Here is a 23474-nt window from a genome sequence, read left to right on the forward strand (position 1 = left end):
ACCACAACTTATCAGTGAGCATTAATCGGGGCATGGTAATCTCGTAAGGTTTGTTTTTGGCGAAGTAAATTATACGAGATTACCGCTTACGCACAAAATTCAAACAAAGATCAACAGCCCCTAAGTAAATTTAGGTATTTCTGTGATTGCATATGAACTCCTGACTCTAGTGACTTAACAACTTTGTATCCGACATTTGTCGCTTTATAAACCGACAAATGTCCAAATATTACAAAGGTTCTAATTTAACCAGCTAATAAGCACTTGTAAACAACTAGTTAGCCGGTATTTAAGCTTCCTTAATGTAGAAATGCCCCAAGATGGTAGAGATCAGTAATATTGGACAAAAAAGTAATGAACTATAAAAAAATAGGTGTAAGCGATATTATTAATAAGATAACTTAAATTTTTTTAAGCTTTTGCCTTTAACCTAAAACAAAAAAGGCCGCTGTTTATTACAAACAGCGGCTTTCGAATTAAGACTTACAAGCTTAAAGCTTGCTTAACTTAAACTTGATTTTATTGTTTACCAATTACTTCAAGTCCACCCATGTATGGGCGTAATACTTCTGGTACGACTACTGACCCATCGGCTTGTTGGTAGTTTTCTAGTATGGCTACTAGTGTACGGCCAACGGCTAAGCCTGAACCATTTAGTGTATGTAGTAACTCTGGTTTTTTAACACCTTCACGGCGAAAACGTGCTTGCATTCTACGCGCCTGAAAGTCGGCCATGTTTGAACATGATGAAATTTCGCGGTATGTGTCTTGTGCAGGTAACCATACTTCTAAATCGTATGTTTTAGCTGAGCCAAAGCCCATGTCGCCCATACATAAAATGACTTTACGGTATGGAAGTTCAAGCGCTTGTAGTATTTGCTCTGCGTGACCTGTTAACTCTTCAAGCGTTGCCATTGAGTCTTCTGGTTTTACAAGTTGTACAAGTTCAACTTTATCAAACTGGTGTTGACGAATTAAGCCACGTGTATCGCGACCATAGCTGCCGGCTTCACTTCTAAAACACGGCGTGTGGGCAACTAAACGTATTGGTAAAGCGCTTTCGTCGTAAATTTCGTCACGGGCGCTGTTTGTCAGCGGTACTTCTGCTGTAGGAATTAAGCTAAAGCCGGCTTGTTGTTCGCCGTCGTCATTTACAAGGCCTAAAGTGTGGAACAAATCGCCTGCAAATTTAGGTAATTGGCTTGTGCCATAAAGGCTTGCGCTATTAACTAAGTACGGTACATACATTTCTGTGTAGCCGTTTTTATCAGCATGTGTATCTAGCATAAATTGCGTTAGTGCACGGTGCATACGCGCAACTTGGCCGCGCATTACGGTAAAGCGTGCGCCACTAATTTTAACGCCCATTTCAAAGTCTAAGCCGTTTAGGTCTTGGCCTACATCTACGTGATCTTTTACTTCAAAATCGAATTTTTTAGGTGTGCCCCACGTTAAAATTTCAACGTTGTCGTCTTCGTCATTACCCGCAGGTACTGACTCGTCTGGCAAGTTTGGAATTGCTAAGGCAATGTCGTTAATTGCGGCTAATACTTCATCTTGCTCAGTTTTAGCGGCGTCTAGCTCACTGCCTAAGTTAGCTACTGCATCAAGTAGTGGCTGTGCGTCTTCGCCTTTTGCTTTGGCTTGACCAATTGCTTTTGCGCTTGCATTACGTTGACTTTGAAGTTCTTGCGTTTGTACTTGTAATGTTTTGCGTTTTTCTTCAAGTGCCGTTACCGTCGCTACATCGAGTTCGTAACCGCGCGCTGCTAAACGTGCTGCAGTTTGTTCGATGTCTTGACGTAAAAATTTAGAATCTAACATGTTAGTTTTTTAACCTTTTTGCATTACTAGCTGAAGGCCCAGCCAAGCCATAAAAATACACACCATCACGTTTAAGATGATATTGAGGGCCATTTTAATAAAGTGACCTTGTTGTAATAACAACAACGAGTCCATTGAGAATGTTGAAAAGGTGGTTAATGCACCTAAAAAGCCAATACCGATAAGGGTTTTAGCGGGGCTTGCGGTGATAATTTCTTTATCTATCAAACCGTACAAAATGCCCATTAACAATGAACCCAGAATATTAACCGTCAACGTGCCAAAAGGGAATCCCCTACCGAGGAGTTTTAGCATGCTTTCGCTAATAAAAAACCGTAAACACGCACCTGAGGCTCCGCCAAGGGCGATCATCATATAAAGTTTAATCATTTTCGTATCGTTTAAGTGGGCTTTGCGCATCGCGCTCTTTTAGGTAATCGAGTTTTTGTTTAATTTTTTGCTCTAGGCCGCGATCGCTCGGTAAGTAATACTCTTTGCCTTGCATTTCTGGTGGTAAATATTTTTCACCTGCGGCAAATGCGCCTTCTTCATTATGCGCATAACGGTACTCAGCGCCGTAACCTAAGTCTTTCATTAAATTAGTTGGGGCATTACGTAAATGCTCTGGCACTGGGTAACTTGGCTCGTTTTGAGCGTCTGCTTTGGCTTGATTAAACGCCATATACACCGCATTACTTTTGGGTGCGCTGGCTAAATACAATGTGGCTTGTGCAATTGCACGTTCGCCTTCGCTAGGACCTACTCGCTGGAATATATCCCACGCATTTAAGGCCACTTCCATCGCGCGCGGATCGGCGTTACCAATGTCTTCTGTAGCAATGGCAAGTAAACGCCTTGCTACATACAAAGGGTCGCCACCACCGGCTAAAATTCGGCAATACCAATACAGCGCACCATCAGGGGAGCTGCCACGTACGGATTTATGAAAGGCCGATATTAAATCATAAAACTCATCGCCGCCTTTGTCGTATTTAGCTAAATGCGTGGGTAATACTTGGCTAAGTACGTGCTCGTCTACGTTGTATTGACCATTTTGCTCAGTGGTTAAATCAACCGCTTGTTCAAGTAGATTAAGTACTTTGCGCGCATCGCCGCCACTTGCTTGGCACAATGCCTTTTTAGCGTTGTCGGCAATAGTGATGTGTTTTTGGCTTAGCTGCTCGTCTTGTTTGAGTGCGCGCTCTATTACGGTATATAAGTCGGCATCGGCGAGCGATTTTAAAACATACACCCGCGCACGCGACAATATAGCGTTATTAAGTGCAAACGATGGGTTTTCGGTGGTTGCACCTACAAATATAAAGGTGCCGTCTTCTATGTGCGGTAAAAACGCATCTTGTTGGGATTTATTGAAACGGTGAACTTCGTCAACAAACATAAGGGTGCGTTGGCCACGGCTTTCTAAGTTTTCCCGCGCTTGCGTTACGCTGTCGCGTATATCTTTAACGCCTGCGGTTACCGCCGACATTTGAATAAGTGAGGCGTCAGCGTGATTGGCAATTATTTGCGCGAGTGTTGTTTTGCCAACACCCGGCGGGCCCCATAAAATTAAACTATGGCACCGCCCTGCGACAATGGCTTGATGCAGTGGTTTATCAGCACTTAATAAGTGCTGCTGACCAATGTACTCGTCAAGCGTTGTAGGGCGCATACGCGCGGCAAGTGGTCGTACATCGGGCCCAAAGTTGAAACCTAAATTACTCACCGTTACTCTGATCGTCTATTTCAACACCTTCAGGAGGCGTAAATTCAAAAGTGCTTTTATCAAGCGGCGTATTAACTTGGGCATTGTTAAAGGTAAATGATGATAGCTGCCCTGAGTTGTCAGTAACCACTAGTTTAGCAAGGCCTTGTTCGTTACCAGCAAACGCTATATCAAGTTGTTCTACTTGGCTTTCTACACCTTTATTTGGCGTTACACTAAAGCCTGTATTTGTTGCAAGTACGCTGTATTTTTCCCATTGTGCTGGGTCTTTTGATGTAAGTAGCACAAATGGTGTTGAGTCGATTAGGCTGCTGGTTTTCATAATTGTTACTTGCTCAGCAAAGCTGTCGAAGTAATAGGTTTTATCACCGTTTGATACAAATAATGTATCGTCTGGGTTTGTTTGCTGCCAACGAATCATCATAGGCTGTTGAAGCGCTATTGTGCCCTCGCCTTGCATAACAGCTTGGCCTTCTTTGTCTGTTACTTTTTGTGCAAACTGCGCTTTAAAGCTTTTTAAAGTGGCAAGTTGGTCTTGTAATGCTTGGCTGTCATCAGCAAAGCTTGGTGCGGCAAGTACGCTGCCTAACACTAATAATAAGGCGTTAAATTTTTTCATTAATTTGCTCCATTAGGTACTAATACATCGCGAGCGCCGTTATGGCCTGGTGAACTCACGATACCCGATGTTTCCATTTGTTCTACTAAACGTGCGGCACGATTATAACCTACACGCAATTTACGTTGCACTGACGATACCGATACTTTGCCAGTTTCGATTACAAACGACACCGCTTCGTCGTATAACGGATCTGATTCTTCATCAGCGTTTTCGCTCGCTTCGCCTGGTAATAAAATATCCTCACTGGCATCGCCATTAAGTATTTCGTCAATATAATTTGGTTTAGCACGCGCTTTCCAATCATTTACTACAGCGTGTACTTCATGGTCGTCTACAAACGCGCCATGCACACGCTCTGGTACGCTCGTGCCTGGCGGTAAATAAAGCATGTCACCCATACCGAGTAAGTTTTCTGCGCCTTGTTGATCAAGTATTGTACGCGAATCTATTTTACTCGATACCTGAAAGGCCATACGCGTTGGTATATTTGCTTTAATTAAGCCGGTAATTACATCAACCGACGGGCGCTGCGTAGCAAGTACTAAGTGAATCCCTGCCGCACGTGCTTTTTGAGCAATACGTGCAATTAGCTCTTCTACTTTTTTACCTACAATCATCATCATGTCGGCAAACTCGTCAATTACTACAACAATACTTGGTAACTTACCTAGCTCATCTGGGCCTTCTTTCATGCCATCGGTGTCTTTAAATAATGGGTCAAGAATTGGGTAACCCGCTTCATTGGCTTCAAGCACTTTTTGGTTGTAACCTTTTAAGTTACGCACACCCAATGCTGACATTAATTTATAACGACGTTCCATTTCACCTACACACCAACGCAGTGCGTTAGCCGCTTCTTTCATATCGGTCACGACTTCACACAATAAATGCGGAATGCCTTCGTACACTGAAAGCTCAAGCATTTTAGGGTCAATCATGATCATACGTACATCGTCAGGACCCGATTTGTACAACAAGCTTACTATCATCACATTAACGCCCACTGATTTGCCTGAACCAGTAGTACCCGCAACCAATAAATGTGGCATTTTACCCAGATCAGCACATACAGGCTGACCGGCAATATCTTTACCTAGCACCATAGTGAGTGGCGATGGGTTTTGCTCAAATTTAGGCGCATTTATTACTTCTGACAAACGAACTATTTCGCGATGTTTGTTAGGCAGTTCTATACCCACATAGGTTTTACCCGGAATAACTTCGACAACTCGTACACTAATTGCTGAAAGCGAACGGGCTAAATCCTTTGCTAAACCTGTAATTTTAGACACTTTTATACCTGGCGCTAAATCTAGTTCAAAACGTGTAACAACGGGGCCTGGATATACGGCTACAACCGTTGCTTGGACGTTAAAATCGAGGAGTTTTGTCTCTACTAGGCGCGATACAGTATCGAGCTCTTCTTGCGATATCGGATTTTTAGCTTTATCTGGTCTGTCGAGCAAATCCAGCGACGGTAATGGCCCTGGTGGTGGCTCTTGCGTTAGTAACTGCTCAAATTTTTCTTTTGCTGTTGGTGGTGGCTGATAGGCTGCTTTTGGCTTAGGCATTGGCCTTGCTGGCGATACAACCGTTGTAACTGGCTTTTCAGGTTCTACAACTTGGCTTTGGTCAAGTGCGTTTAATGCAGCCTCCGTATCCATTGGTTCGTCATCAATGGCACTAAAGCCTATTTCTTGATCAAGTATGTCATCGAGTTCATCAAACGGCATAAAGTCGTCACTCATTGGTGGCTCACTAAATGGCGTTTGTGGTTTGTTAATTGCTTTTTGTTTATCTGCTTTATTATTTTTTTCAGGGATTTCTATTTGTTCTTCAATATCGTCATCAAACTGTGCATCCATTTGATCATTATCAATATTACCCGCAATACGCTCTCGATGCATCCAGCCTTGTGCGTAGCTAGCACTAAAACGATAAAATCGAACGATTAATTCACCTAAATAGTCTACAAAATCAACCCACGACACACCTGTTAACAAGGTAAGTCCGGCAAAAAAGAAGCACAGTAGTAAAATAGATGTCCCAGTGAAATTAAATGCAGGCATCATTGCTGATTCAATCACATCACCCACTACTCCGCCCGATGAAAAGTTATAAATATCATCAAAATTAATGCTGCTAATAGCGGTGGCCGAGGTAATAAATAAAGCAAATCCTATTACACGCAGTGCTAAGGTGGTGTAGTCAAGCTGCAAAATGCGATGTGGTTGCTTAAATAACAAATAACCAAATATTTGAATTGCAGCAGGCACTAAGTAAGCCAACCAACCAAATGTGAGTAGTAATACATCCGCAATCCATGCACCCGCAGCACCCGTAATGTTTCTTACTTCGCTAAAGCTTGTTTGCGACCACGCCGCATCGGCGGGATCAAAACTGATCAACGCACATAAAATAAATATTGCTGTAAAGGTACTGATTATCAGCCCTGTTTCTAATAGTCTTTGCACACCGTTTAGGCGCATAGTTTCCTATCCCTCTTTATTATTCTATTTACACTCACTTAGCAGTCAAATACCTTAGCAGGAAATGCAATTTGTTGCACTTTATCTTAGGGCCTGTTTATCTTTCGAGGTTAAATTTGCAGCTGACTGTTTGGTATTTAGGCAAGGCAGAGCCTATGGTGTATGGTTATTCCCCATAAATAGGCGATAACGCAGCATAAATGCCAAACATGCGCTGCCCGAAGGGTTCTACCTAGGGGCAATTAACTCTTTGTTGCTCGGTTTTTACTTAGCCCACTAGGTTACAAACCTCGCGCCGTGATTAAATCGCCCCTAGATTGAACAAATTTTAATCCTGAAAGGTCAACAGGCCCTAGCCTTGGTGGCCTGATTATGAACACGTTTTTATAATTTAGGCAGATAAAAGCAAATGTCAGCCTATTATAAATACTGTTAAGCAATATACGGGCGAATAATTACACCTTCTTCGCCTTTTACTTCTTCCATAACTACATAAGTACGACTTTCACTTACGTTGGGTAGTTTTAATAATATGTCACCTAAAACCCCCCGATACTCTGACATATCATTAACGCGCGTTTTAAGTAAAAAGTCGAAGTTACCCGACACCAAATGACACTCTATAATCTCTTCGTGCTTTTTAACGGCTGCACTGAACTCGTCAAATACGTCGGGAGAGGTTTTGGTAATCGTTACTTCTACATACACCGACAAACCTTGTCCAAGCTTAGCGGGATCGACCACTGCTTTATAACCAAGTATGTAGCCTTCTCGTTCTAGCTTTTTCACTCGCTCTAGACAGGGCGTGGCGCTTAGGCCAACTCGTCTGGCCAGTTCAACATTTGATAGACGTCCATCATGTTGTAGTTCCATCAAAATTTTACGGTCAATTCTATCCAATAACTGATGCATGGCACTCATTAGTTTTTTATGCTGTTTATATTATTTATTTAGATAATAACACTAGATTTGACTTTAAAAAAGGTGAGACACACGGGCTTGTCATGAATATAATAGTGAAAAATGTTAATCCGTTCTTAATAAGGCAAATGTTATGATTATTGGTGTACCTAAAGAAATAAAAAACCATGAATACCGTGTAGGTATGGTCCCTGCTAGTGTTCGTGAATTAGTAAATCACGGCCACCAAGTGATTGTAGAAACTGATGCAGGTATGGGCATTGGTTTTACTAACGAAGATTACACGCAAGCCGGTGCTGAAATTTTAGCAACTGCGGCTGATGTTTTTGCTAAAGCAGACATGATTGTAAAAGTAAAAGAGCCCCAAGCTGTTGAACGTGCAATGCTTCGTGAAGACCAAATTCTTTTCACTTACTTACACCTTGCGCCTGATCTTCCACAAACTGAAGACCTTGTTAAAAGCAAAGCTATTTGTATCGCATACGAAACTGTTACTGACTCTCGCGGTGGCTTACCACTTCTTGCGCCTATGAGCGAAGTAGCTGGTCGTATGTCTATTCAAGCTGGTGCACAAACGCTAGAAAAATCTAACCACGGTCGTGGCATGCTACTAGGTGGCGTACCAGGCGTTGAAGCTGCTAAAGTTGTTATCATTGGCGGCGGCATGGTTGGTCGTAGCGCAGCGCAAATGGCTGTTGGCCTTGGTGCTGAAGTGGTCGTTCTTGATCGTAACATCGACGTATTACGTGCACTAGACGCGCAATTTGGTAATAAAGTTAAAGCTATTTACTCAACTGCTGATGCACTAGAAAAACACGTACTAGAAGCTGATTTAGTAATCGGTGGTGTACTTATCCCAGGTGCGGCTGCACCTAAACTAGTAACTGCTGCACACATTAAAGCAATGAAACCTGGTTCTGCAATTGTTGACGTTGCAATCGACCAAGGTGGCTGTATTGCTACTTCTAAAGCAACGACACATGCTGATCCTACTTTCATCGTTGATGAAGTTGTTCACTACTGTGTTGCTAACATGCCAGGTGCTGTTCCACGCACATCTACGTTTGCACTTAACAATGCAACATTGCCTTTCATCATTAGCCTTGCAAACAAAGGTTATAAAAAGGCGCTACTAGATGACGCTCACTTCTTAAAAGGCTTAAACGTAATTAAAGGCCAAGTAACTTACAAAGAAGTAGCACAAGCGTTCAACATGGAATATGTTGATCCACGCACAGCGGTAGAAAACGCCTAATTTAGCGTTTTAGGGTTAGGCCTTAACAACCTAACTCTAAACAATAAAAAAAGCAGCTATTAAGCTGCTTTTTTTGTGTCTAGATTTTTAATCTTGTACAGGCGGGTTTAGATAAAACGCTTAATTATAAAATCTACTTTTACGCGCTTAGCTTGGCCAAGTAGTTTTTTAACTGGTTGCGGGTAATCATCCATTGTTTCTAAATCATCTGGGCCTGTTAAACGACGGCAGTGTTGTAAAATTTCCTGCTTTTCGTTATCAATGGCCTGCATAATTGTTTGCTCTGGATCTTCTATTAAAATACCGTTTTCGATATCAAGACCCCATGCGCGTGGATTAAGGTTATGCCCACTTAGTAAATGTTTTGTTCTATCTGAACAAATACCTTTTAAATGAAACGAATTACTTTCATCTTTCCACAAATACACGTTTAAATTACCGTTATCGATATGGCGCTTTTGCGTTTTTACAAATTTATGCAAAATGGTTTCGTATAAATAAGGTAATGCCCCTATTTTACTAAACGGCTCGCTTGGCGGCATATAAAAGTCGTTTGCTGTTTTATCGCCCACAATAATAGTAACCTGCTTACCTTGCTTTAATAATCGACGCAGCGAACGCATCAGCGGCGCCGGAAAATTAAAGTATGGCGTATACAACACAAGTTCTTGTTCAGTGGTGTCAAACAACGCTTTTATTACACGGTTTAACTCGTTATTACGACGCCCAAGCCCTAAAAATAAGCGAATACCTAATGCCTGCGTATTTAGCTGCTCTGCTGCGTTATAACTTGCGACTTTTAAATCGCGCATTAACTGCTTTTGATCAAGTTTAAAGTCGTGCAAACGCTTAAGCGGTCGTGTGTCTATTCGTGGCACAGCGACTGATGAAAGTAGCTTTGTTTCAATAAAATCAACCACTGAGTCACACAGTTCGCTCTGCGTTATCAAAAAGTAGCGATCGAGTCTGTAGCGTTCGTTATGCTGCAAGTACACGTTATTTAAGCTTGCGCCGCTGTAAAGTAAGGTATCGTCAATCACAAAACCTTTTAAATGCAATACGCCAAATAACTCTTTGGCTTTTACAGGCACGCCATAAACTTGCACATTTGAATTAAATTTTTCTAAATAGTCGCAATATAAGCTTGCGTTACCGTCTGATTTTTCAGCGCCAATAAGGCCACGTTGCGCACGATGAAAATCCACCAACACTTTTATTTCAAGTGCAGGGTTTGCTAATGACACACGGTGCAACGCATCTAAAATTTCGCGACCTGCTTCGTCATCTTGTAAATACAACGCAGTGATGTAGATACGTTTTTTTGCATTGCTAATTAAACGTAGCAATTGCGTACGGTAATCTTGCGCATTGGTTAAGACGTTAACGTCTTTTGAAGTCAACCCGAATGCGGGTTTTTCCTGCCAAAATAACATAGTTGCCTATTCACTTGGGTCACATGATCTATCAGTGACAAATAAAATTAGGTAAAACATAACAAAAAAAATCAAAGTGGTCATGAATTAACGTTGTTTTGTTGCTTGTTAGTCTATTTATTGAGCTACTTTGTTTTATTCGTTCTCAAAGTAACAATTATCAGTACACAATATTGCACAGCTTTTCGATTTACGAAAAAAAATAATCGCGGATTTTGTTTACTTCTGCCTTGTTTTTCTTAGAATCAAGCGCATTAAGAGCATATTAAATACCGTATTAAACGTTTAGGAAAAATAATGACTGAAGCAAAACATTGTAAGCTACTAATTTTAGGCTCTGGCCCAGCTGGTTATACTGCCGCAGTATATGCAGCACGTGCAAATTTAAACCCTGTTTTAATTACCGGCATTCAACAAGGCGGTCAATTAACAACCACCACTGAAGTTGAAAACTGGCCAGGTGATGCACACGGTTTAACAGGGCCTGCATTAATGGATCGCATGAAAGAACACGCTGAACGCTTTGAAACTGAAATTGTGTTTGATCACATTAATAAAGTAGATGTATCTAAGCGCCCTTTCACACTAACTGGCGACCAAGGTACTTACACATGTGATGCATTAATTATTGCAACGGGTGCGTCTGCTAAATACTTAGGCCTAGAGTCTGAGACTAACTTCCAAGGCCGTGGTGTTTCGGCGTGTGCTACCTGTGATGGCTTTTTCTATAAAGGGCAAAAAGTAGCGGTTGTTGGTGGTGGTAATACAGCGGTTGAAGAAGCGCTTTACTTATCGAACATTGCTGATGAAGTTCATGTTATTCACCGCCGCGACAGTTTCCGCAGTGAAAAAATACTTGCTGACCGTCTTGCTGAAAAAGCAAAGAACGGTAACGTAGTAATGCACTACAACCGCACGCTTGACGAAGTATTAGGCGATCAAATGGGCGTAACAGGTGTACGTATTAAAGATGCCCACTCTGATGCAACTGAAGAGCTCGATTTAGCCGGCGTATTTATCGCGATTGGTCACAAACCAAATACTGATATGTTTGTGGGTCAACTAGAAATGAAAGATGGCTACTTAGTTGTAGAGTCTGGTCTTCACGGCAACGCAACGCAAACAAGTGTAGAAGGCGTTTTTGCTGCAGGTGATGTGTCTGACCACATTTACCGTCAAGCAATCACATCAGCGGGTACAGGCTGTATGGCTGCCCTTGATGCTGAGCGATTCTTAGATAACTTATAAGCAATTAAATAAATTATTATAGGGCTGATTATTCAGCCCTTTTTTTATGCCTAAAATATAGTTACACTTTTACGATCAATTATAAAATAAGCACTGTATGAGAAACCAGCTATACCAATTAAGCGAAACCGATATAGCATTCCCCAATCCGGAATATGCATTAACATCTCCCGACGGCTTGTTAGCAATTGGCGGAGATTTGAGTTTGCCACGCCTGAGTAACGCGTACAAACGCGGAATATTCCCTTGGTTCAGTGAAGACGAGCCTATTATGTGGTGGTCACCCAGCGAGCGCGGTATTTTTGAGCTCGATGATTTTCATATAAGTAAAAGTCTGCGTAAGCATTTAAAAAAGCACCCTGTAAAAGTAACCATTAATAATGCCTTTGAAGAGGTGATAGAAGCATGTCGCGATCAACGCCTTGATACCGATGGTACCTGGATCACCTCTGACATGCTTGATGCGTACACCAATGCCCATAATGCGGGCATTGCTCATAGCTTAGAAGTTTGGAGCAACGGTGAGCTTGCAGGTGGCTTATACGGCATTATGCAAAATGGTGTATTTTGTGGTGAGTCAATGTTTCATCATCAAACCAATTGCTCCAAGCTTGCTATGTGGGCACTTGTAAATTGGCTTAAACGCCATAATGCACATTTTATTGACTGCCAACTAGAAAACCCTTATTTAATGACTTTAGGTGCAAAAGTAGTCCCTCGTTCAAAATTTTTGACTAAACTCAAAGCAGCACGCACCTATACTCTTAATCCAATTATGTGGCAACCACAGGAGCTTAACGCAATCTATGAATGAACAGCTTCCAGCACGCGTGGGTTTAAGCCAAGAATTTGACTGCAGTTATTTACCCAACCGCCAAGAACAACTTCTCGTTATTCTGGATCCCAGTTGCTATAGCGCTGATAAGTTTGAGTTGTTATTGGGCCTAGGTTTTCGTCGCAGCGGTAACCAAATATACCGCCCACACTGTCCTGTATGCAGTGAATGCAGCTCAGTACGAATATTAGCTCAAGAGTTTATGCCTTCAAAATCACAAAAACGTAAACTAAACAAAGCAAAAACGCAGTTTGAGATAAAATATTCCAGCATAGAAAAAAAAGAATACTACCCATTGTACAGTAAGTACATAAGCCTCCGTCATCAGGATGGAAGCATGTATCCGCCTGAAAAAGCGCAGTTTCAAAGTTTTTTGTTTTGCAACTGGTTAGACATAACATTTATCGAGTTATGGCATCAAGACGAACTCGTCGCTGTAGCCGTAACTGATTGTATGCAAAAGGCTATTTCTGCAATCTACACCTTTTTTGACCCTGACTTTGATCACTATAGCTTAGGCTCAGTAATGATATTACAACAGTTAAAATTTGCGAAAAAGCAAAATAAGCAATATGTATATTTAGGTTATCAAATTGATGAATGCGATAAAATGAAGTACAAAACCCAGTTTTTACCCGCGCAAAAACAGGTAAATGATGAGTGGCTGGCTATTTAATTTGCAAATATAGCCCCTTCGCCTTTACTTATTGGCGTATTTTGGGCAAAATCTGCATCGTTTAACTATTAAAGAGGTGTTACGCTAAACATGGCGAAAGAAGACGTAATCGAAATGCAAGGGACTGTCCTTGATACTTTACCAAATACAATGTTCCGAGTTGAGCTAGAAAATGGTCACGTAGTTGTGGCTCACATTTCAGGCAAAATGCGCAAAAACTATATCCGTATTTTAACCGGCGATAAAGTAACGGTAGAAATGACGCCTTACGATTTATCGAAAGGCCGTATCGTATTCCGTGCTCGCTAAGTAAGTGCGTAAACGAGATTTAGTTTTTGGCTAGTATTTAACTAGCTTTGAGCGTTTATTAAATGTAATTGATGGATACTAACCAGCAATTACATTTAATAAACAAAAAACCCAGCTTTGTGCTGGGTTTTTTGTTGCTCGTAAAAATATAGCGATAAAAAATGGCCCACTATTAATTTAGTGGGCCATTTTATTTTTGAACTAATTTTAACAGAGCAGAAAGGGTGTGACTAAGCCGGTGTTAAATTGCTTTCATAATCAAAGCGAATTTTCTTATCTTTAACCGATATTTTTACCGTACCGCCATCAACAAGTTCACCAAAGAGTATTTCGTTAGCTAATTGCTTTTTAAGCTCTTCTTGAATAACACGTGCCATTGGACGTGCACCCATTGCTTTGTCGTAGCCTTTATCTGCCAGCCATTCTCGTGCTTTAGAAGTAAGCTCAAGGTTAACCGATTTTTTATCAAGCTGCGCTTGAAGCTCCACAATGAATTTATCTACAACAAGTAAAATAACATCACGTTCAAGGTGGTTAAACCAAATAATATTATCTAAGCGATTTCTAAATTCTGGCGAGAATACTTTATTAATTTCGCCCATTGCATCGTGAGTATGATCTTGCTCACTAAAGCCAATCGACTTACGCGTGGTTTCTTGCACGCCCGCATTGGTCGTCATTACCACCACGACGTTTCTAAAGTCAGCTTTACGACCGTTATTATCGGTTAATGTACCGTGATCCATTACCTGTAGCAGGATGTTGTAAATATCAGGATGCGCTTTTTCAATCTCATCAAGAAGAACAACTGCATGCGGGTTTTTAATAACGGCTTCAGTTAATAAACCACCTTGCTCAAAACCAACGTAACCTGGTGGTGCACCAATTAAACGGCTTATTGCGTGGCGTTCAACATATTCCGACATATCAAAACGGATAAACTCAACACCCATACACTTAGCCAATTGCTTAGTGACTTCTGTTTTACCTACTCCAGTGGGCCCTGCAAATAAGAACGAACCTACGGGTTTTTCTTCACTCGATAAGCCAGAACGAGATAAACGGATAGCAGATGTAAGCGCATCAATAGATTGATCTTGACCAAACACCAGCATTTTAAGGTTACGGTCTAGATTTTTAAGCGTTTCTTTGTCTGTAGACGATACACTTTGCGGTGGAATACGTGCCATTTTAGAAATAATAAGCTCAATGTCTGCCACACCAATGGTTTTTTTGCGTTTAGAACTAGGCTGCAGGCGCTGACTGGCACCCGCTTCATCAATAACGTCAATGGCTTTATCAGGCAAATGGCGTTCATTAATGTATTTTGCGCTTAATTCAGCAGCCGCTTTTAACGCTTTTTGAGTATAACGAATACCATGGTGCTCTTCGTAACGCTCTTTTAAACCATTAAGGATTTTAGTGGTATCGGCAACACTTGGTTCAAGTACATCAATTTTTTGAAAGCGGCGTACTAACGCGCGGTCTTTCTCAAAAATATTTTTGTACTCGTTATACGTTGTCGAACCCATACAACGTAATTTACCACTAGAGAGTAGCGGTTTAAGTAAATTGGAGGCATCCATAACGCCGCCCGATGCTGCGCCTGCGCCAATAATGGTATGGATTTCATCAATAAACAAAATAGAGCCTGGTTGCGCTTGCAGCTCTTTTAGTAGACTTTTAAAGCGTTTTTCAAAATCGCCACGGTATTTAGTGCCCGCAAGTAATGCGCCCATATCCAATGAATACACAACAGCATCAGCAATCACCTCAGGTACTTGTTTATTGACAATGCGATACGCCAAGCCTTCAGCAATGGCTGTTTTACCAACACCGGCTTCACCAACCAGTAATGGGTTGTTCTTTTTGCGACGGCACAGTACTTGTACCGTGCGCTCTACTTCGCTATCGCGCCCAATGAGAGGGTCAATATTACCATCGCGCGCTTGGGCGTTTAAGTTGGTTGTAAAGCTATCTAGCTTGCTTGCTTCTTCGTTTTGAACTTCTTGTACTTCTTCATGAATATCATCGGTGTCATCACCTAACTCATCATCCGCTTTAGAAATACCATGCGAAATAAAATTAACAATGTCTAAACGCGATACGTCATTCTTTTTAAGTAAATAAACCGCTTGGCTTTCCTGTTCAGAAAAAATAGCAACCAGTACGTTTACGCCTGTGACTTCGTTTTTACCTGACGATTGCACATGAAATACTGCACGCTGTAGTACACGCTGAAAACCAAGCGTAGGCTGGGTTTCACGCTCTTCTTCTAAATCAGGAATGACAGGTGTCGTTTCATCGATAAATTCAAGTAATTCGGTTTTTAGCCCTGAAATATGAACACCACACGCATTTAAAGCCTCTCCCGCTGAAGGATTGTCTAATAGCGCAAGTAAAAGGTGCTCTACGGTCATAAACTCATGACGACGAGTGCGCGCTTCACGAAACGCGGCATTTAAAGTAAGTTCTAAGTCTTTGTTTAGCATTGGCAACCCCTTACTGAGATAATAATTTATACCACAACAATCGGATGATTGATCACCCTAATTGGTATTTATACCAATTGCATTAAATTAGTGGCCTGTTATAGCGCTAAGGAAATAGCTTAGTAATAAAGCAAAAATTACAAATATAGTTGTTCTATATGTATAATTTTTAACGAAGTTAACAAGTTATTTAATCCGCTAAAATGGTCATACTTTTAATAAAATTGGTATTTATTCCTGCTCACAACTACAAAGCAGTGGATGCTCGTTATCACGCGCATAGCGGTTAACTTGTTCAGCTTTGGTGTGGGCCACATCGGCGCTATAAACACCACAAATGCCTTTACCTTTTTCGTGAACTTGAAGCATCACGTCAGTTGCTCTATCGCTATCCATATTAAAAAACGTCGTTAAAACTTCTATCACAAAGTCCATCGGCGTGTAGTCGTCGTTATTTAAAACAACTTTGTATTTTCGCGGTGGCTGTAGCTTTTGCTTTTCACTATCGCGAACGGTGTCTATTACACCTGAATCTTTCATTCCACTCATAAGTAAATATAGTCTTGTCTTTGTAACTCAAGCAAACTTGAATAAAAAATAAATTAAATGTTAAATAAATAACTCAAAAAACTTGACTGACTGTCTAAATAAACTACAGTCAATCTTAGATTGATTAAACCTTAATCAGTCTAGCAAATTATACAATTTAGATTAACTAAATTAGTCAACTTATTGAAGGATGTAGAAGTATGGCTTGCGGTAAAGTTAAATGGTTTAACAACGCTAAAGGTTTTGGTTTCATCGTAGAAGACGGCTGTGAGAATGATATTTTCGCCCATTATTCAACAATTGTAATGGACGGTTATAAAACACTTAAAGCTGGTCAAGATGTAACTTTCGAATTAGAACAAGGCCCTAAGGGCTTACACGCTACCAATATTGCCCCTGATGGCGACATTATTGTGTAACTGTAATTCTTTCGACTAAAGCGAGTGACCTATTTAAGATCCTCGCTTAATTCCCTTACCCACACTCTTCTCATTTCTTCTACCTCTATTAATTGCCTCATTCTGTGTAAATTCAACCCTTTTACTTGAATTTATTTTATATACCCCAATGTTCTAACTGAGATCTGTTTATATACATACTCGCAGTTTCAAGACCTAGCCCTTTTTATTCAGGCTTGTTACACTCTTGGGGCTCAAAACAACATATAAACATAACAATTAAACAGGCCATTTAGTACAAAGCGCAGCTTATGCTAAAGGCTAATTTATTTTTATTGCTTTTTTAGCTATAAATATCGTATCAGTTGGTCAGGTGTGACTATTCGCTTTATAAAAAAGCAATTATGAGTACCAACACCTAACAAACTATTCATTACTTAAATGCCCTTTTTATTAGACGTTTAATAATTGTGGTATTAAAAAAGTAATGACTTTCTTTGCATTGTTGAATAAGGCCTTTAAGGTCGACTATCTAGGAATGATGATGACATCAAAAATTATCTATACAAAAACGGACGAAGCGCCGGCACTAGCAACTTATTCGTTGCTACCGATCATCCAAGCATATACAAATGCGGCCGGTGTTGAAGTTGAAACTCGCGACATTTCATTAGCAGGTCGTGTAATTGCTAGCTTCCCTGATTATTTAACACAAGAACAACGCATTGGTGATGCACTTGCTGAACTTGGCGAGCTTGCTAAAACACCAGAAGCGAACATCATCAAATTACCAAACATCAGTGCATCTGTACCACAGCTTCGCGCTGTAATTAAAGAGCTTCAAGCAAAAGGTTACGCTCTTCCAGAATACCCTGTTGAACCTAAAAATGATGAAGAAAAAGCAATTCAAGCTGCTTATGACAAAATTAAAGGCAGTGCAGTAAACCCTGTACTACGTGAAGGTAACTCAGATCGTCGCGCGCCAGGCTCTGTAAAAGAATATGCACGTAACAACCCACATTCAATGGGTGCGTGGAGCAAAGATTCTCAGTCTTACGTTGCAAGTATGAGCGAAGGCGATTTCTTCGGTTCAGAAAAATCAGTAACTGTTGATACAGCCACTGATGTGCGTATTGAACATGTTGCAACTAACGGTGACGTTACTGTTCTTAAACAAAGTACACCTCTTTTAGCTGGCGAAGTTATTGATGCATCAAGCATCAGCGCTTCTAAGCTTCAAGCTTTCTTAGCGGCTGAAATTGATGCAGCTAAAGAAAAAGGTGTTTTATTCTCGCTTCACATGAAAGCGACAATGATGAAAGTATCTGATCCAATCATCTTTGGTCACGCTGTTAAAGTATTCTACAAAGATGTATTTGCTAAACACGGTGAGCTTTTTGAAGAGCTTGGTGTTGATGTAAATAATGGTTTAGGCGATGTATATTCTAAAATTCAAACATTAGACGATGCTAAGCGTGAAGAAATTGAAGCAGACATTCAAGCTGTTTACGCTAACCGCCCTGCTATTGCTATGGTTGACTCCGATCGTGGTATTACAAACCTACACGTACCAAGTGACGTGATCATTGATGCCTCTATGCCTGCTGCAATCCGTTCAAGCGGTCAAATGTGGAATAACGATGGTAAATTACAAGACACTAGCTTTGTAATTCCTGATCGTTGTTACTCAAGTGTTTACCAAGCAACTATCGATTTTTGTAAAGAAAATGGCGCGTTTGATCCAACTACTATGGGTAGCGTGCCAAACGTTGGCCTGATGGCTCAAAAAGCGGAAGAATACGGTTCACACGATAAAACGTTTGAGGCTAAAGCAAACGGTTCTATCCGTGTTGTTGATGCAAATGGCAATACATTACTTGAACACAGTGTTGAGCAAGGCGATATCTGGCGTATGTGTCAGGTTAAAGACGCACCAATTCAAGATTGGGTTAAGCTTGCAGTAAATCGTGCACGCGCAACAGGCGTTCCAGCTATTTTTTGGTTAGACGAAAATCGTGCACATGATTCGCAGCTAATCAAAAAAGTAAATAAATACCTAGCAGATCACGATACATCTGGCCTAGAGATTCAAATTTTAGCACCGCTTGAAGCAACATTGTTCTCATTAGCGCGTATTAAAGAAGGTAAAGACACCATTTCTGTAACAGGTAACGTGTTACGCGATTACCTTACCGATTTATTCCCAATTTTAGAGTTGGGTACGAGTGCTAAAATGCTTTCAATTGTTCCACTTATGAACGGCGGTGGCTTATTTGAAACTGGCGCAGGTGGTTCTGCACCTAAGCATGTTCAACAATTCGAAAAAGAAAACCACTTACGTTGGGATTCTTTAGGTGAATTTTTAGCACTTGCTGCATCACTTGAGCACCTAAGCGTAACTACGAGTAACAACAAAGCGCAAGTGCTTGCTGATACGTTAGATAAAGCAACAGGTACTTTCTTAGCAGAAAACAAGTCTCCTTCACGTAAAGTGAAAGAAATTGATAACCGTGGTTCTCATTTCTTCCTATCTTTGTTCTGGGCACAAGAACTTGCTAAGCAAAATGATGATAGTGAACTTAAAGCACAGTTTACGCAAATTGCTAGCGACCTTGAGTCTAACAAAGAGCAAATAGTAAGTGAGCTTAACGATGCGCAAGGCCCTGCAGTTGATTTAGGTGGTTACTTCCAGCCTAACGATGATGCAGCCTTTAAAGCAATGCGTCCAAGCACTACATTTAACGATATTCTTGCTAAGTTAGTATAAATATTGGTTTAAATTTAAAAGCCGCTTACTTGTAAAAGTAAGCGGCTTTTTTCTGTCTCAATTTTACAAAAAAAGGCCGCTATTTATAAAATAGCGGCCTTTAAAATAATTAAAGTTTATTTAATTATTTAGTATATGCACGTGGCATTTTTGAATCAGTCGTATAACGGTCGCGCAGTTTATCTTGGCGAGATTGTGTAGATACCTCAACGCCATTAATAAACATTTTGCTCACGTGGCTACTCAGTTCAAACGGGTCGTTACTCCACATAACTACATCAGCGGCTTTACCTACTTCAAGGCTACCTGCATTTATACCAAACACATCAGCAACGTTTGATGTAACTGCTTTTAACGCACCTTGTTGGCTCATACCGTACGATACGGCATTGCCCGCATCAAAACGTAATTGATACATGTTGTGACTTGCATCGCCACCTACCGTTAATAATACTTTAACGCCGGCTTTTTCAAGTATGCCTGCATTATATAAACTAGCATGAAGTGAATCAAAACTTGCTGGTAAGCTATCCATTGCGCTAATAATTACTGGAATATTTGCTTTTGCAACACGCTCTTTAACAACAACCGCATCTTGTGCGCCATTAAGTACTAGATTAATACCAAATTGCTCTTTTACTTTAATAAGCTCAACAATATCTGCTGCACGAGAAACGCCTACAACTAATGGCATTTTGCCGCTAAGGACTTTAGCCATTACTTTGTCTTCCGTACTTGGCTTATCGTCGTCTTTTTTAGCTTTTTTGCTTGCCTTGGTTTTGTGTTCATCTAATTTATTAATAAGCGTCTGTAGTGTAAATGCACGAGAGCCTTTACTACGTTCACCTAAGTACACAATTAAAGCCGCTTGTTTTTGCATGTTGCTATCAAAACTGCCACTTAAATCAACCACACTTGCAAGACCTGCAAAAATGCTATCACCACCATGCGGAGTAATAACATCGCGTGTAATACCGCCTTTACGTGCATAAGGAATTAAGCTCGAATGTGGATTGAAAGCAAGGCTCACATCAAAGTCAATATCAGCTTTGTCATCGCCAGCATCGCGCGAACCGGCAACAGCGCCAACTTCCACAAGCCCTAGCTGGTTTGCACTTGCAATAAAGCCTGGCGTTACAATTTGACCTTTTGCGTCAATAATTTGATCAGCTTTAACTTCAGTTGGGTTAATCGCGGTGATTTTGCCATCCGTCATAACAATGCTTGCCGACTTTAGTACACCTTGCTCGGTAGACGTGTGCAATGTTGCGTTAATAATTGCTAACGATTGTGCGCTTACAGCACCTGATGCCAGTAATCCGGCAGCAACCAGAGAAAGCGAAAACGAACGTGATAAATTTTTCATTCTGGGAGCTCCTTATTGTTGACCTAACATAAAATCACTTGTTGCTTGATACGCACTGTCGTTTCTATCGTAAACTTTTGCACCATCAACAAACACTTGTTCAGCTTTAGCATAAACACTAAACGGGCTTTGATTCCATATAACAACATCGCCTTGCTTACCCGCTTCAAGCGATCCTGTTTTGTCATCTATACCTAGTGACTTAGCAGCGTTAGCCGTGATCCATTTAATCGCGTGTTGTTCAGAAATATCAAAACCGTTTTCGTTAGCACGGAACATAACTTTGCCGGCTTCTTGGTTTAAGCGTTGGATCGTTGTGTCGGAATCTGAATGGACAACTGCACACGAGTTCTTAACCGCATCAACAATGGCAACATTCTCTTGAACCATGTCGTAAGCTTCCATTTTAAAGCCCCACCAGTCTGGCCAAAGTGCAGCACACGAGCCATTTTGGGCAAGTAAGTCAGCAATTTTATATGCTTCAATACCGTGATGAAAAGTACCTGCGTGATAATTAAACTCTTTTGACAAGTCAATCATCATTGCCATTTCTTCAGCTTTATAACAATGGTTGTGAATTCGTACTTCACCTTCAAGCACACCACGCAGGGTATCGTGTTTAATATCACGCATTGGAGCGTCTGGATTTAAACCCGCTTCATAATCGGCATCGTATTTATCCCATGCACGTTTATACTCACTCGCTTCAGCCCACGCCATGCGATAGCCAGCCATGTTACCCATACGCGTTGAAGGTAATACGCCTTGACGACCATAAACACGTTTTGGATTTTCGCCACACGCCATTTTTAAACCATAGGGCGCATCAGGAAATTTCATGCCCTGCATAGTATGCGATGGTACGTTTTTAAGTGTAACCCCTCGTCCACCAAATAAATTAGCTGAGCCAGGTAAAATTTGCAGTGATGTAATACCGCCTTCGCGTGCACGATTAAAACCTGGATCTTGTGGCCAAACAGAATGCTCAACCCACACTTCAGCAGTGTTAGGACTGGTCATTTCATTACCATCTTGATGCGACTCAACCGACGGGCTTGGGTATGCACCTAAGTGTGAATGTACATCAATAATACCCGGTGTTACCCACTTGCCTTGCGCATCAATTGTAAGATCAGCAGTGGCAGTCAAATCTTTACCTACTTGTTGTACTTTACCGTCAACAAGCAATACATCAGCATCATCTAGACGCTCACCAGTACCTGTTAGTACGGTTGCATTGGTAATTAATGTGCTTGATGTAGCAACTGGCTGATAAGTACTTGGATAAGGATTTTTATTGATTGTTATTTTATCGTCTTGCGGGCCGTTTTCTTGGCAACCTACAAGTGCAGCGGCTAAGCCAACTGCTAATAAAGAGGGAGCAAATTTTTGCATGTTGTTTGATTCTCCTGTTTTTTTGCTACTTTAACGAAAGCTAAACCATAAAGCCAAAAAAACAGGTGAAAACGCGGTTAATTAAGATGAATTTCTGTGATTATTTTTTTATATAATTGTTATACAGCATTTCAAGCGCTCCTTCGGTTGTAAGCGACGGATCTTTAGCAATAAAATGCTTAACCGTACGTGTTACAAAATCAGAATTTTGCTTGTGCAATTTAGAAAAATCTTTAATAAGTGTATTACCATCTTTAGCTGCCGTGACTTTGTCATGGCGATGACGATACTGGCTCAGTGCTTTATTAAAATCGCCTTGGTAGTCTTCAACCAAGATCTTATAAAAATCACTTTTCTGTACGTTTAAGTCATTGATGCAGTAATTTAACGCTTCTTTAAAGTCGGTAAATATCATACCTTCTACATCAAACTCTTTTGTTTTTTCGCGTACTGCCACCTTGGCATCTTCTGTCGCATAGCTAAAACCAGTAAAGGCCAAACGCTCTGCCGCTTCTTTGCCTAATTTCATACCAGCTTGAATACTATGGGCAAACTCATCGCTCATATCGCCAAGCTCGCTTTCCTCCCACATATTATAAACACGCAGTGGTTTAGCGTATTTAGTGGCAAGCTTTTTTTTCATTTTAGTAAAGCGCTCGTCGATGGTCATTAACCTTTCGTTATGTAAAAGTGCATGACACTCATAACAGGCAGGAATGGATATAAAATCAGCCTCCTCGCCTAAATCAACAATGCTTTGCAGCATATGCAGGGGCGGACAATGATCACGCTCTGTTGCTTCACAGCCACAATAAAAACACTGGTTAAAATGTTGCTGATCACAGGCATATGCTTGTTGATAATAGCTGGCTAACGTTTTACTCACCGTTACTCCTAAAAAACACGACTAAATTATGGGGGCGATAATAACAGCCTGAAAAAATAAGTTATACCAATTGCATTAAATTAGTGATCTATTATTGCGCTAAGAAAATAGCGCAATAATAAGGCGAGAATTATGAAGTGTAGTTATTCTACACGAATAATTTTTAACGCAGTGAGGACGCTATTTAATGCGATAGAATGATGATGTTTTTAATAAAATTGGTATTTGTAGCTATAAAATACTTTTAATAAAATTACGGGTTTTCGTTATTGATGAATTATTA

19 protein-coding genes are annotated in these 23474 nt (G+C 40.8%); 7 read left to right on the forward strand and 12 right to left on the reverse strand.

Annotation, left to right across the window (positions count from 1 at the left end; genetic code table 11):
* Positions 1-519 precede the first annotated feature (519 nt).
* The 6 genes from serS to lrp all read right to left on the reverse strand — a co-directional run bounded on the left by serS (position 520) and on the right by lrp (position 7573).
* Positions 520-1824 (reverse strand): serine--tRNA ligase, encoded by a 1305-nt coding sequence (gene serS / locus H5119_RS13180; RefSeq protein WP_182702554.1) that lies wholly within the window; start codon positions 1822-1824, stop codon positions 520-522.
* A 9-nt stretch (positions 1825-1833) separates the two neighbouring features.
* Complete coding sequence (gene crcB, locus H5119_RS13185; protein ID WP_021032117.1) at positions 1834-2214, reverse strand: fluoride efflux transporter CrcB; 381 nt, start codon at positions 2212-2214, stop codon at positions 1834-1836.
* Complete coding sequence (locus tag H5119_RS13190; RefSeq protein WP_182702555.1) at positions 2207-3550, reverse strand: replication-associated recombination protein A; 1344 nt, start codon at positions 3548-3550, stop codon at positions 2207-2209. Before H5119_RS13190 ends, crcB begins: the two co-directional genes overlap by 8 nt.
* Positions 3543-4169, reverse strand: coding sequence for an outer membrane lipoprotein chaperone LolA (gene lolA / locus H5119_RS13195; protein WP_182702556.1), 627 nt, complete (start codon positions 4167-4169; stop codon positions 3543-3545). Before lolA ends, H5119_RS13190 begins: the two co-directional genes overlap by 8 nt.
* Entirely contained in the window at positions 4169-6661 is a 2493-nt protein-coding gene (locus H5119_RS13200; RefSeq protein WP_182702557.1) for a DNA translocase FtsK, read from the reverse strand. The genes lolA and H5119_RS13200 overlap by 1 nt, the downstream gene beginning before the upstream one ends.
* A gap of 432 nt (positions 6662-7093) precedes the next feature.
* Positions 7094-7573: a leucine-responsive transcriptional regulator Lrp gene (lrp, locus tag H5119_RS13205; protein WP_033014887.1), complete on the reverse strand. Its 480-nt coding sequence runs from the start codon at positions 7571-7573 to the stop codon at positions 7094-7096.
* 142 nt (positions 7574-7715) lie between these two features.
* Here lrp and ald point away from each other — a divergent pair, with 142 nt between their 5' ends.
* Entirely contained in the window at positions 7716-8837 is a 1122-nt protein-coding gene (gene ald / locus H5119_RS13210; RefSeq protein WP_182702558.1) for an alanine dehydrogenase, read from the forward strand.
* A gap of 107 nt (positions 8838-8944) precedes the next feature.
* Here the strand turns inward: ald and pssA are convergent, their stop codons facing one another.
* The gene (gene pssA, locus H5119_RS13215; protein WP_182702559.1) at positions 8945-10270 is read right to left on the reverse strand and encodes a CDP-diacylglycerol--serine O-phosphatidyltransferase; all 1326 of its coding nucleotides are present in this window, start codon (positions 10268-10270) and stop codon (positions 8945-8947) included.
* A 297-nt stretch (positions 10271-10567) separates the two neighbouring features.
* Here pssA and trxB point away from each other — a divergent pair, with 297 nt between their 5' ends.
* The 4 genes from trxB to infA all read left to right on the forward strand — a co-directional run bounded on the left by trxB (position 10568) and on the right by infA (position 13338).
* Positions 10568-11518, forward strand: a complete 951-nt coding sequence (gene trxB / locus H5119_RS13220; protein WP_077537732.1) for a thioredoxin-disulfide reductase — start codon at positions 10568-10570, stop codon at positions 11516-11518.
* Positions 11519-11615: 97 nt separating this feature from the next.
* Entirely contained in the window at positions 11616-12332 is a 717-nt protein-coding gene (gene aat / locus H5119_RS13225; RefSeq protein ID WP_077537731.1) for a leucyl/phenylalanyl-tRNA--protein transferase, read from the forward strand.
* The gene (locus H5119_RS13230) at positions 12325-13029 is read left to right on the forward strand and encodes an arginyltransferase (RefSeq protein WP_182702560.1); all 705 of its coding nucleotides are present in this window, start codon (positions 12325-12327) and stop codon (positions 13027-13029) included. The genes aat and H5119_RS13230 overlap by 8 nt, the downstream gene beginning before the upstream one ends.
* Positions 13030-13119: 90 nt before the next feature.
* Positions 13120-13338 (forward strand): translation initiation factor IF-1, encoded by a 219-nt coding sequence (gene infA / locus H5119_RS13235; RefSeq protein ID WP_002962494.1) that lies wholly within the window; start codon positions 13120-13122, stop codon positions 13336-13338.
* Between the two features lie 230 nt (positions 13339-13568).
* Here the strand turns inward: infA and clpA are convergent, their stop codons facing one another.
* Entirely contained in the window at positions 13569-15830 is a 2262-nt protein-coding gene (gene clpA / locus H5119_RS13240) for an ATP-dependent Clp protease ATP-binding subunit ClpA (RefSeq protein ID WP_077537729.1), read from the reverse strand.
* 231 nt (positions 15831-16061) lie between these two features.
* Positions 16062-16370 (reverse strand): ATP-dependent Clp protease adapter ClpS, encoded by a 309-nt coding sequence (clpS, locus tag H5119_RS13245; protein WP_007585109.1) that lies wholly within the window; start codon positions 16368-16370, stop codon positions 16062-16064.
* A 209-nt stretch (positions 16371-16579) separates the two neighbouring features.
* On the opposite strand from clpS, the gene cspD reads away from it, so the two are divergent.
* Positions 16580-16798: a cold shock domain-containing protein CspD gene (gene cspD / locus H5119_RS13250; protein ID WP_077537728.1), complete on the forward strand. Its 219-nt coding sequence runs from the start codon at positions 16580-16582 to the stop codon at positions 16796-16798.
* A gap of 523 nt (positions 16799-17321) precedes the next feature.
* The gene (locus H5119_RS13255; protein WP_182702561.1) at positions 17322-19544 is read left to right on the forward strand and encodes an NADP-dependent isocitrate dehydrogenase; all 2223 of its coding nucleotides are present in this window, start codon (positions 17322-17324) and stop codon (positions 19542-19544) included.
* Positions 19545-19668: 124 nt separating this feature from the next.
* On the opposite strand, the gene H5119_RS13260 is transcribed toward H5119_RS13255, so the two are convergent.
* The 3 genes from H5119_RS13260 to H5119_RS13270 all read right to left on the reverse strand — a co-directional run bounded on the left by H5119_RS13260 (position 19669) and on the right by H5119_RS13270 (position 23191).
* Positions 19669-20910 carry an amidohydrolase family protein gene (locus H5119_RS13260; protein WP_182702562.1) on the reverse strand — a complete coding sequence of 414 codons (1242 nt, stop codon included), beginning with the start codon at positions 20908-20910 and terminating at the stop codon, positions 19669-19671.
* Between the two features lie 12 nt (positions 20911-20922).
* On the reverse strand, positions 20923-22305 hold the full coding sequence (locus H5119_RS13265; protein ID WP_182702563.1) for an amidohydrolase: 1383 nt from the start codon (positions 22303-22305) through the stop codon (positions 20923-20925).
* Positions 22306-22405: 100 nt separating this feature from the next.
* Positions 22406-23191 (reverse strand): hypothetical protein, encoded by a 786-nt coding sequence (locus H5119_RS13270; RefSeq protein WP_077537724.1) that lies wholly within the window; start codon positions 23189-23191, stop codon positions 22406-22408.
* Between the last annotated feature and the right edge of the window lie 283 nt (positions 23192-23474).

This window comes from Pseudoalteromonas sp. SG45-5, assembly GCF_014164085.1.
Lineage (GTDB): Bacteria > Pseudomonadota > Gammaproteobacteria > Enterobacterales > Alteromonadaceae > Pseudoalteromonas > Pseudoalteromonas aliena.

Bases quoted from the DNA above. Each gene is read 5' to 3' on its own strand.
- H5119_RS13260 (WP_182702562.1), bottom strand. From the start codon at position 20,910: ATGAAAAATTTATCACGTTCGTTTTCGCTTTCTCTGGTTGCTGCCGGA.
- aat (WP_077537731.1), top strand. From the start codon at position 11,616: ATGAGAAACCAGCTATACCAATTAAGCGAAACCGATATAGCATTCCCC.
- cspD (WP_077537728.1), top strand. From the start codon at position 16,580: ATGGCTTGCGGTAAAGTTAAATGGTTTAACAACGCTAAAGGTTTTGGT.
- pssA (WP_182702559.1), bottom strand. From the start codon at position 10,270: ATGTTATTTTGGCAGGAAAAACCCGCATTCGGGTTGACTTCAAAAGAC.
- H5119_RS13200 (WP_182702557.1), bottom strand. From the start codon at position 6,661: ATGCGCCTAAACGGTGTGCAAAGACTATTAGAAACAGGGCTGATAATC.
- clpA (WP_077537729.1), bottom strand. From the start codon at position 15,830: ATGCTAAACAAAGACTTAGAACTTACTTTAAATGCCGCGTTTCGTGAA.
- lrp (WP_033014887.1), bottom strand. From the start codon at position 7,573: ATGCATCAGTTATTGGATAGAATTGACCGTAAAATTTTGATGGAACTA.
- clpS (WP_007585109.1), bottom strand. From the start codon at position 16,370: ATGAAAGATTCAGGTGTAATAGACACCGTTCGCGATAGTGAAAAGCAA.
- serS (WP_182702554.1), bottom strand. From the start codon at position 1,824: ATGTTAGATTCTAAATTTTTACGTCAAGACATCGAACAAACTGCAGCA.
- H5119_RS13255 (WP_182702561.1), top strand. From the start codon at position 17,322: ATGACATCAAAAATTATCTATACAAAAACGGACGAAGCGCCGGCACTA.
- infA (WP_002962494.1), top strand. From the start codon at position 13,120: ATGGCGAAAGAAGACGTAATCGAAATGCAAGGGACTGTCCTTGATACT.
- H5119_RS13265 (WP_182702563.1), bottom strand. From the start codon at position 22,305: ATGCAAAAATTTGCTCCCTCTTTATTAGCAGTTGGCTTAGCCGCTGCA.
- lolA (WP_182702556.1), bottom strand. From the start codon at position 4,169: ATGAAAAAATTTAACGCCTTATTATTAGTGTTAGGCAGCGTACTTGCC.
- crcB (WP_021032117.1), bottom strand. From the start codon at position 2,214: ATGATTAAACTTTATATGATGATCGCCCTTGGCGGAGCCTCAGGTGCG.
- H5119_RS13230 (WP_182702560.1), top strand. From the start codon at position 12,325: ATGAATGAACAGCTTCCAGCACGCGTGGGTTTAAGCCAAGAATTTGAC.
- ald (WP_182702558.1), top strand. From the start codon at position 7,716: ATGATTATTGGTGTACCTAAAGAAATAAAAAACCATGAATACCGTGTA.
- trxB (WP_077537732.1), top strand. From the start codon at position 10,568: ATGACTGAAGCAAAACATTGTAAGCTACTAATTTTAGGCTCTGGCCCA.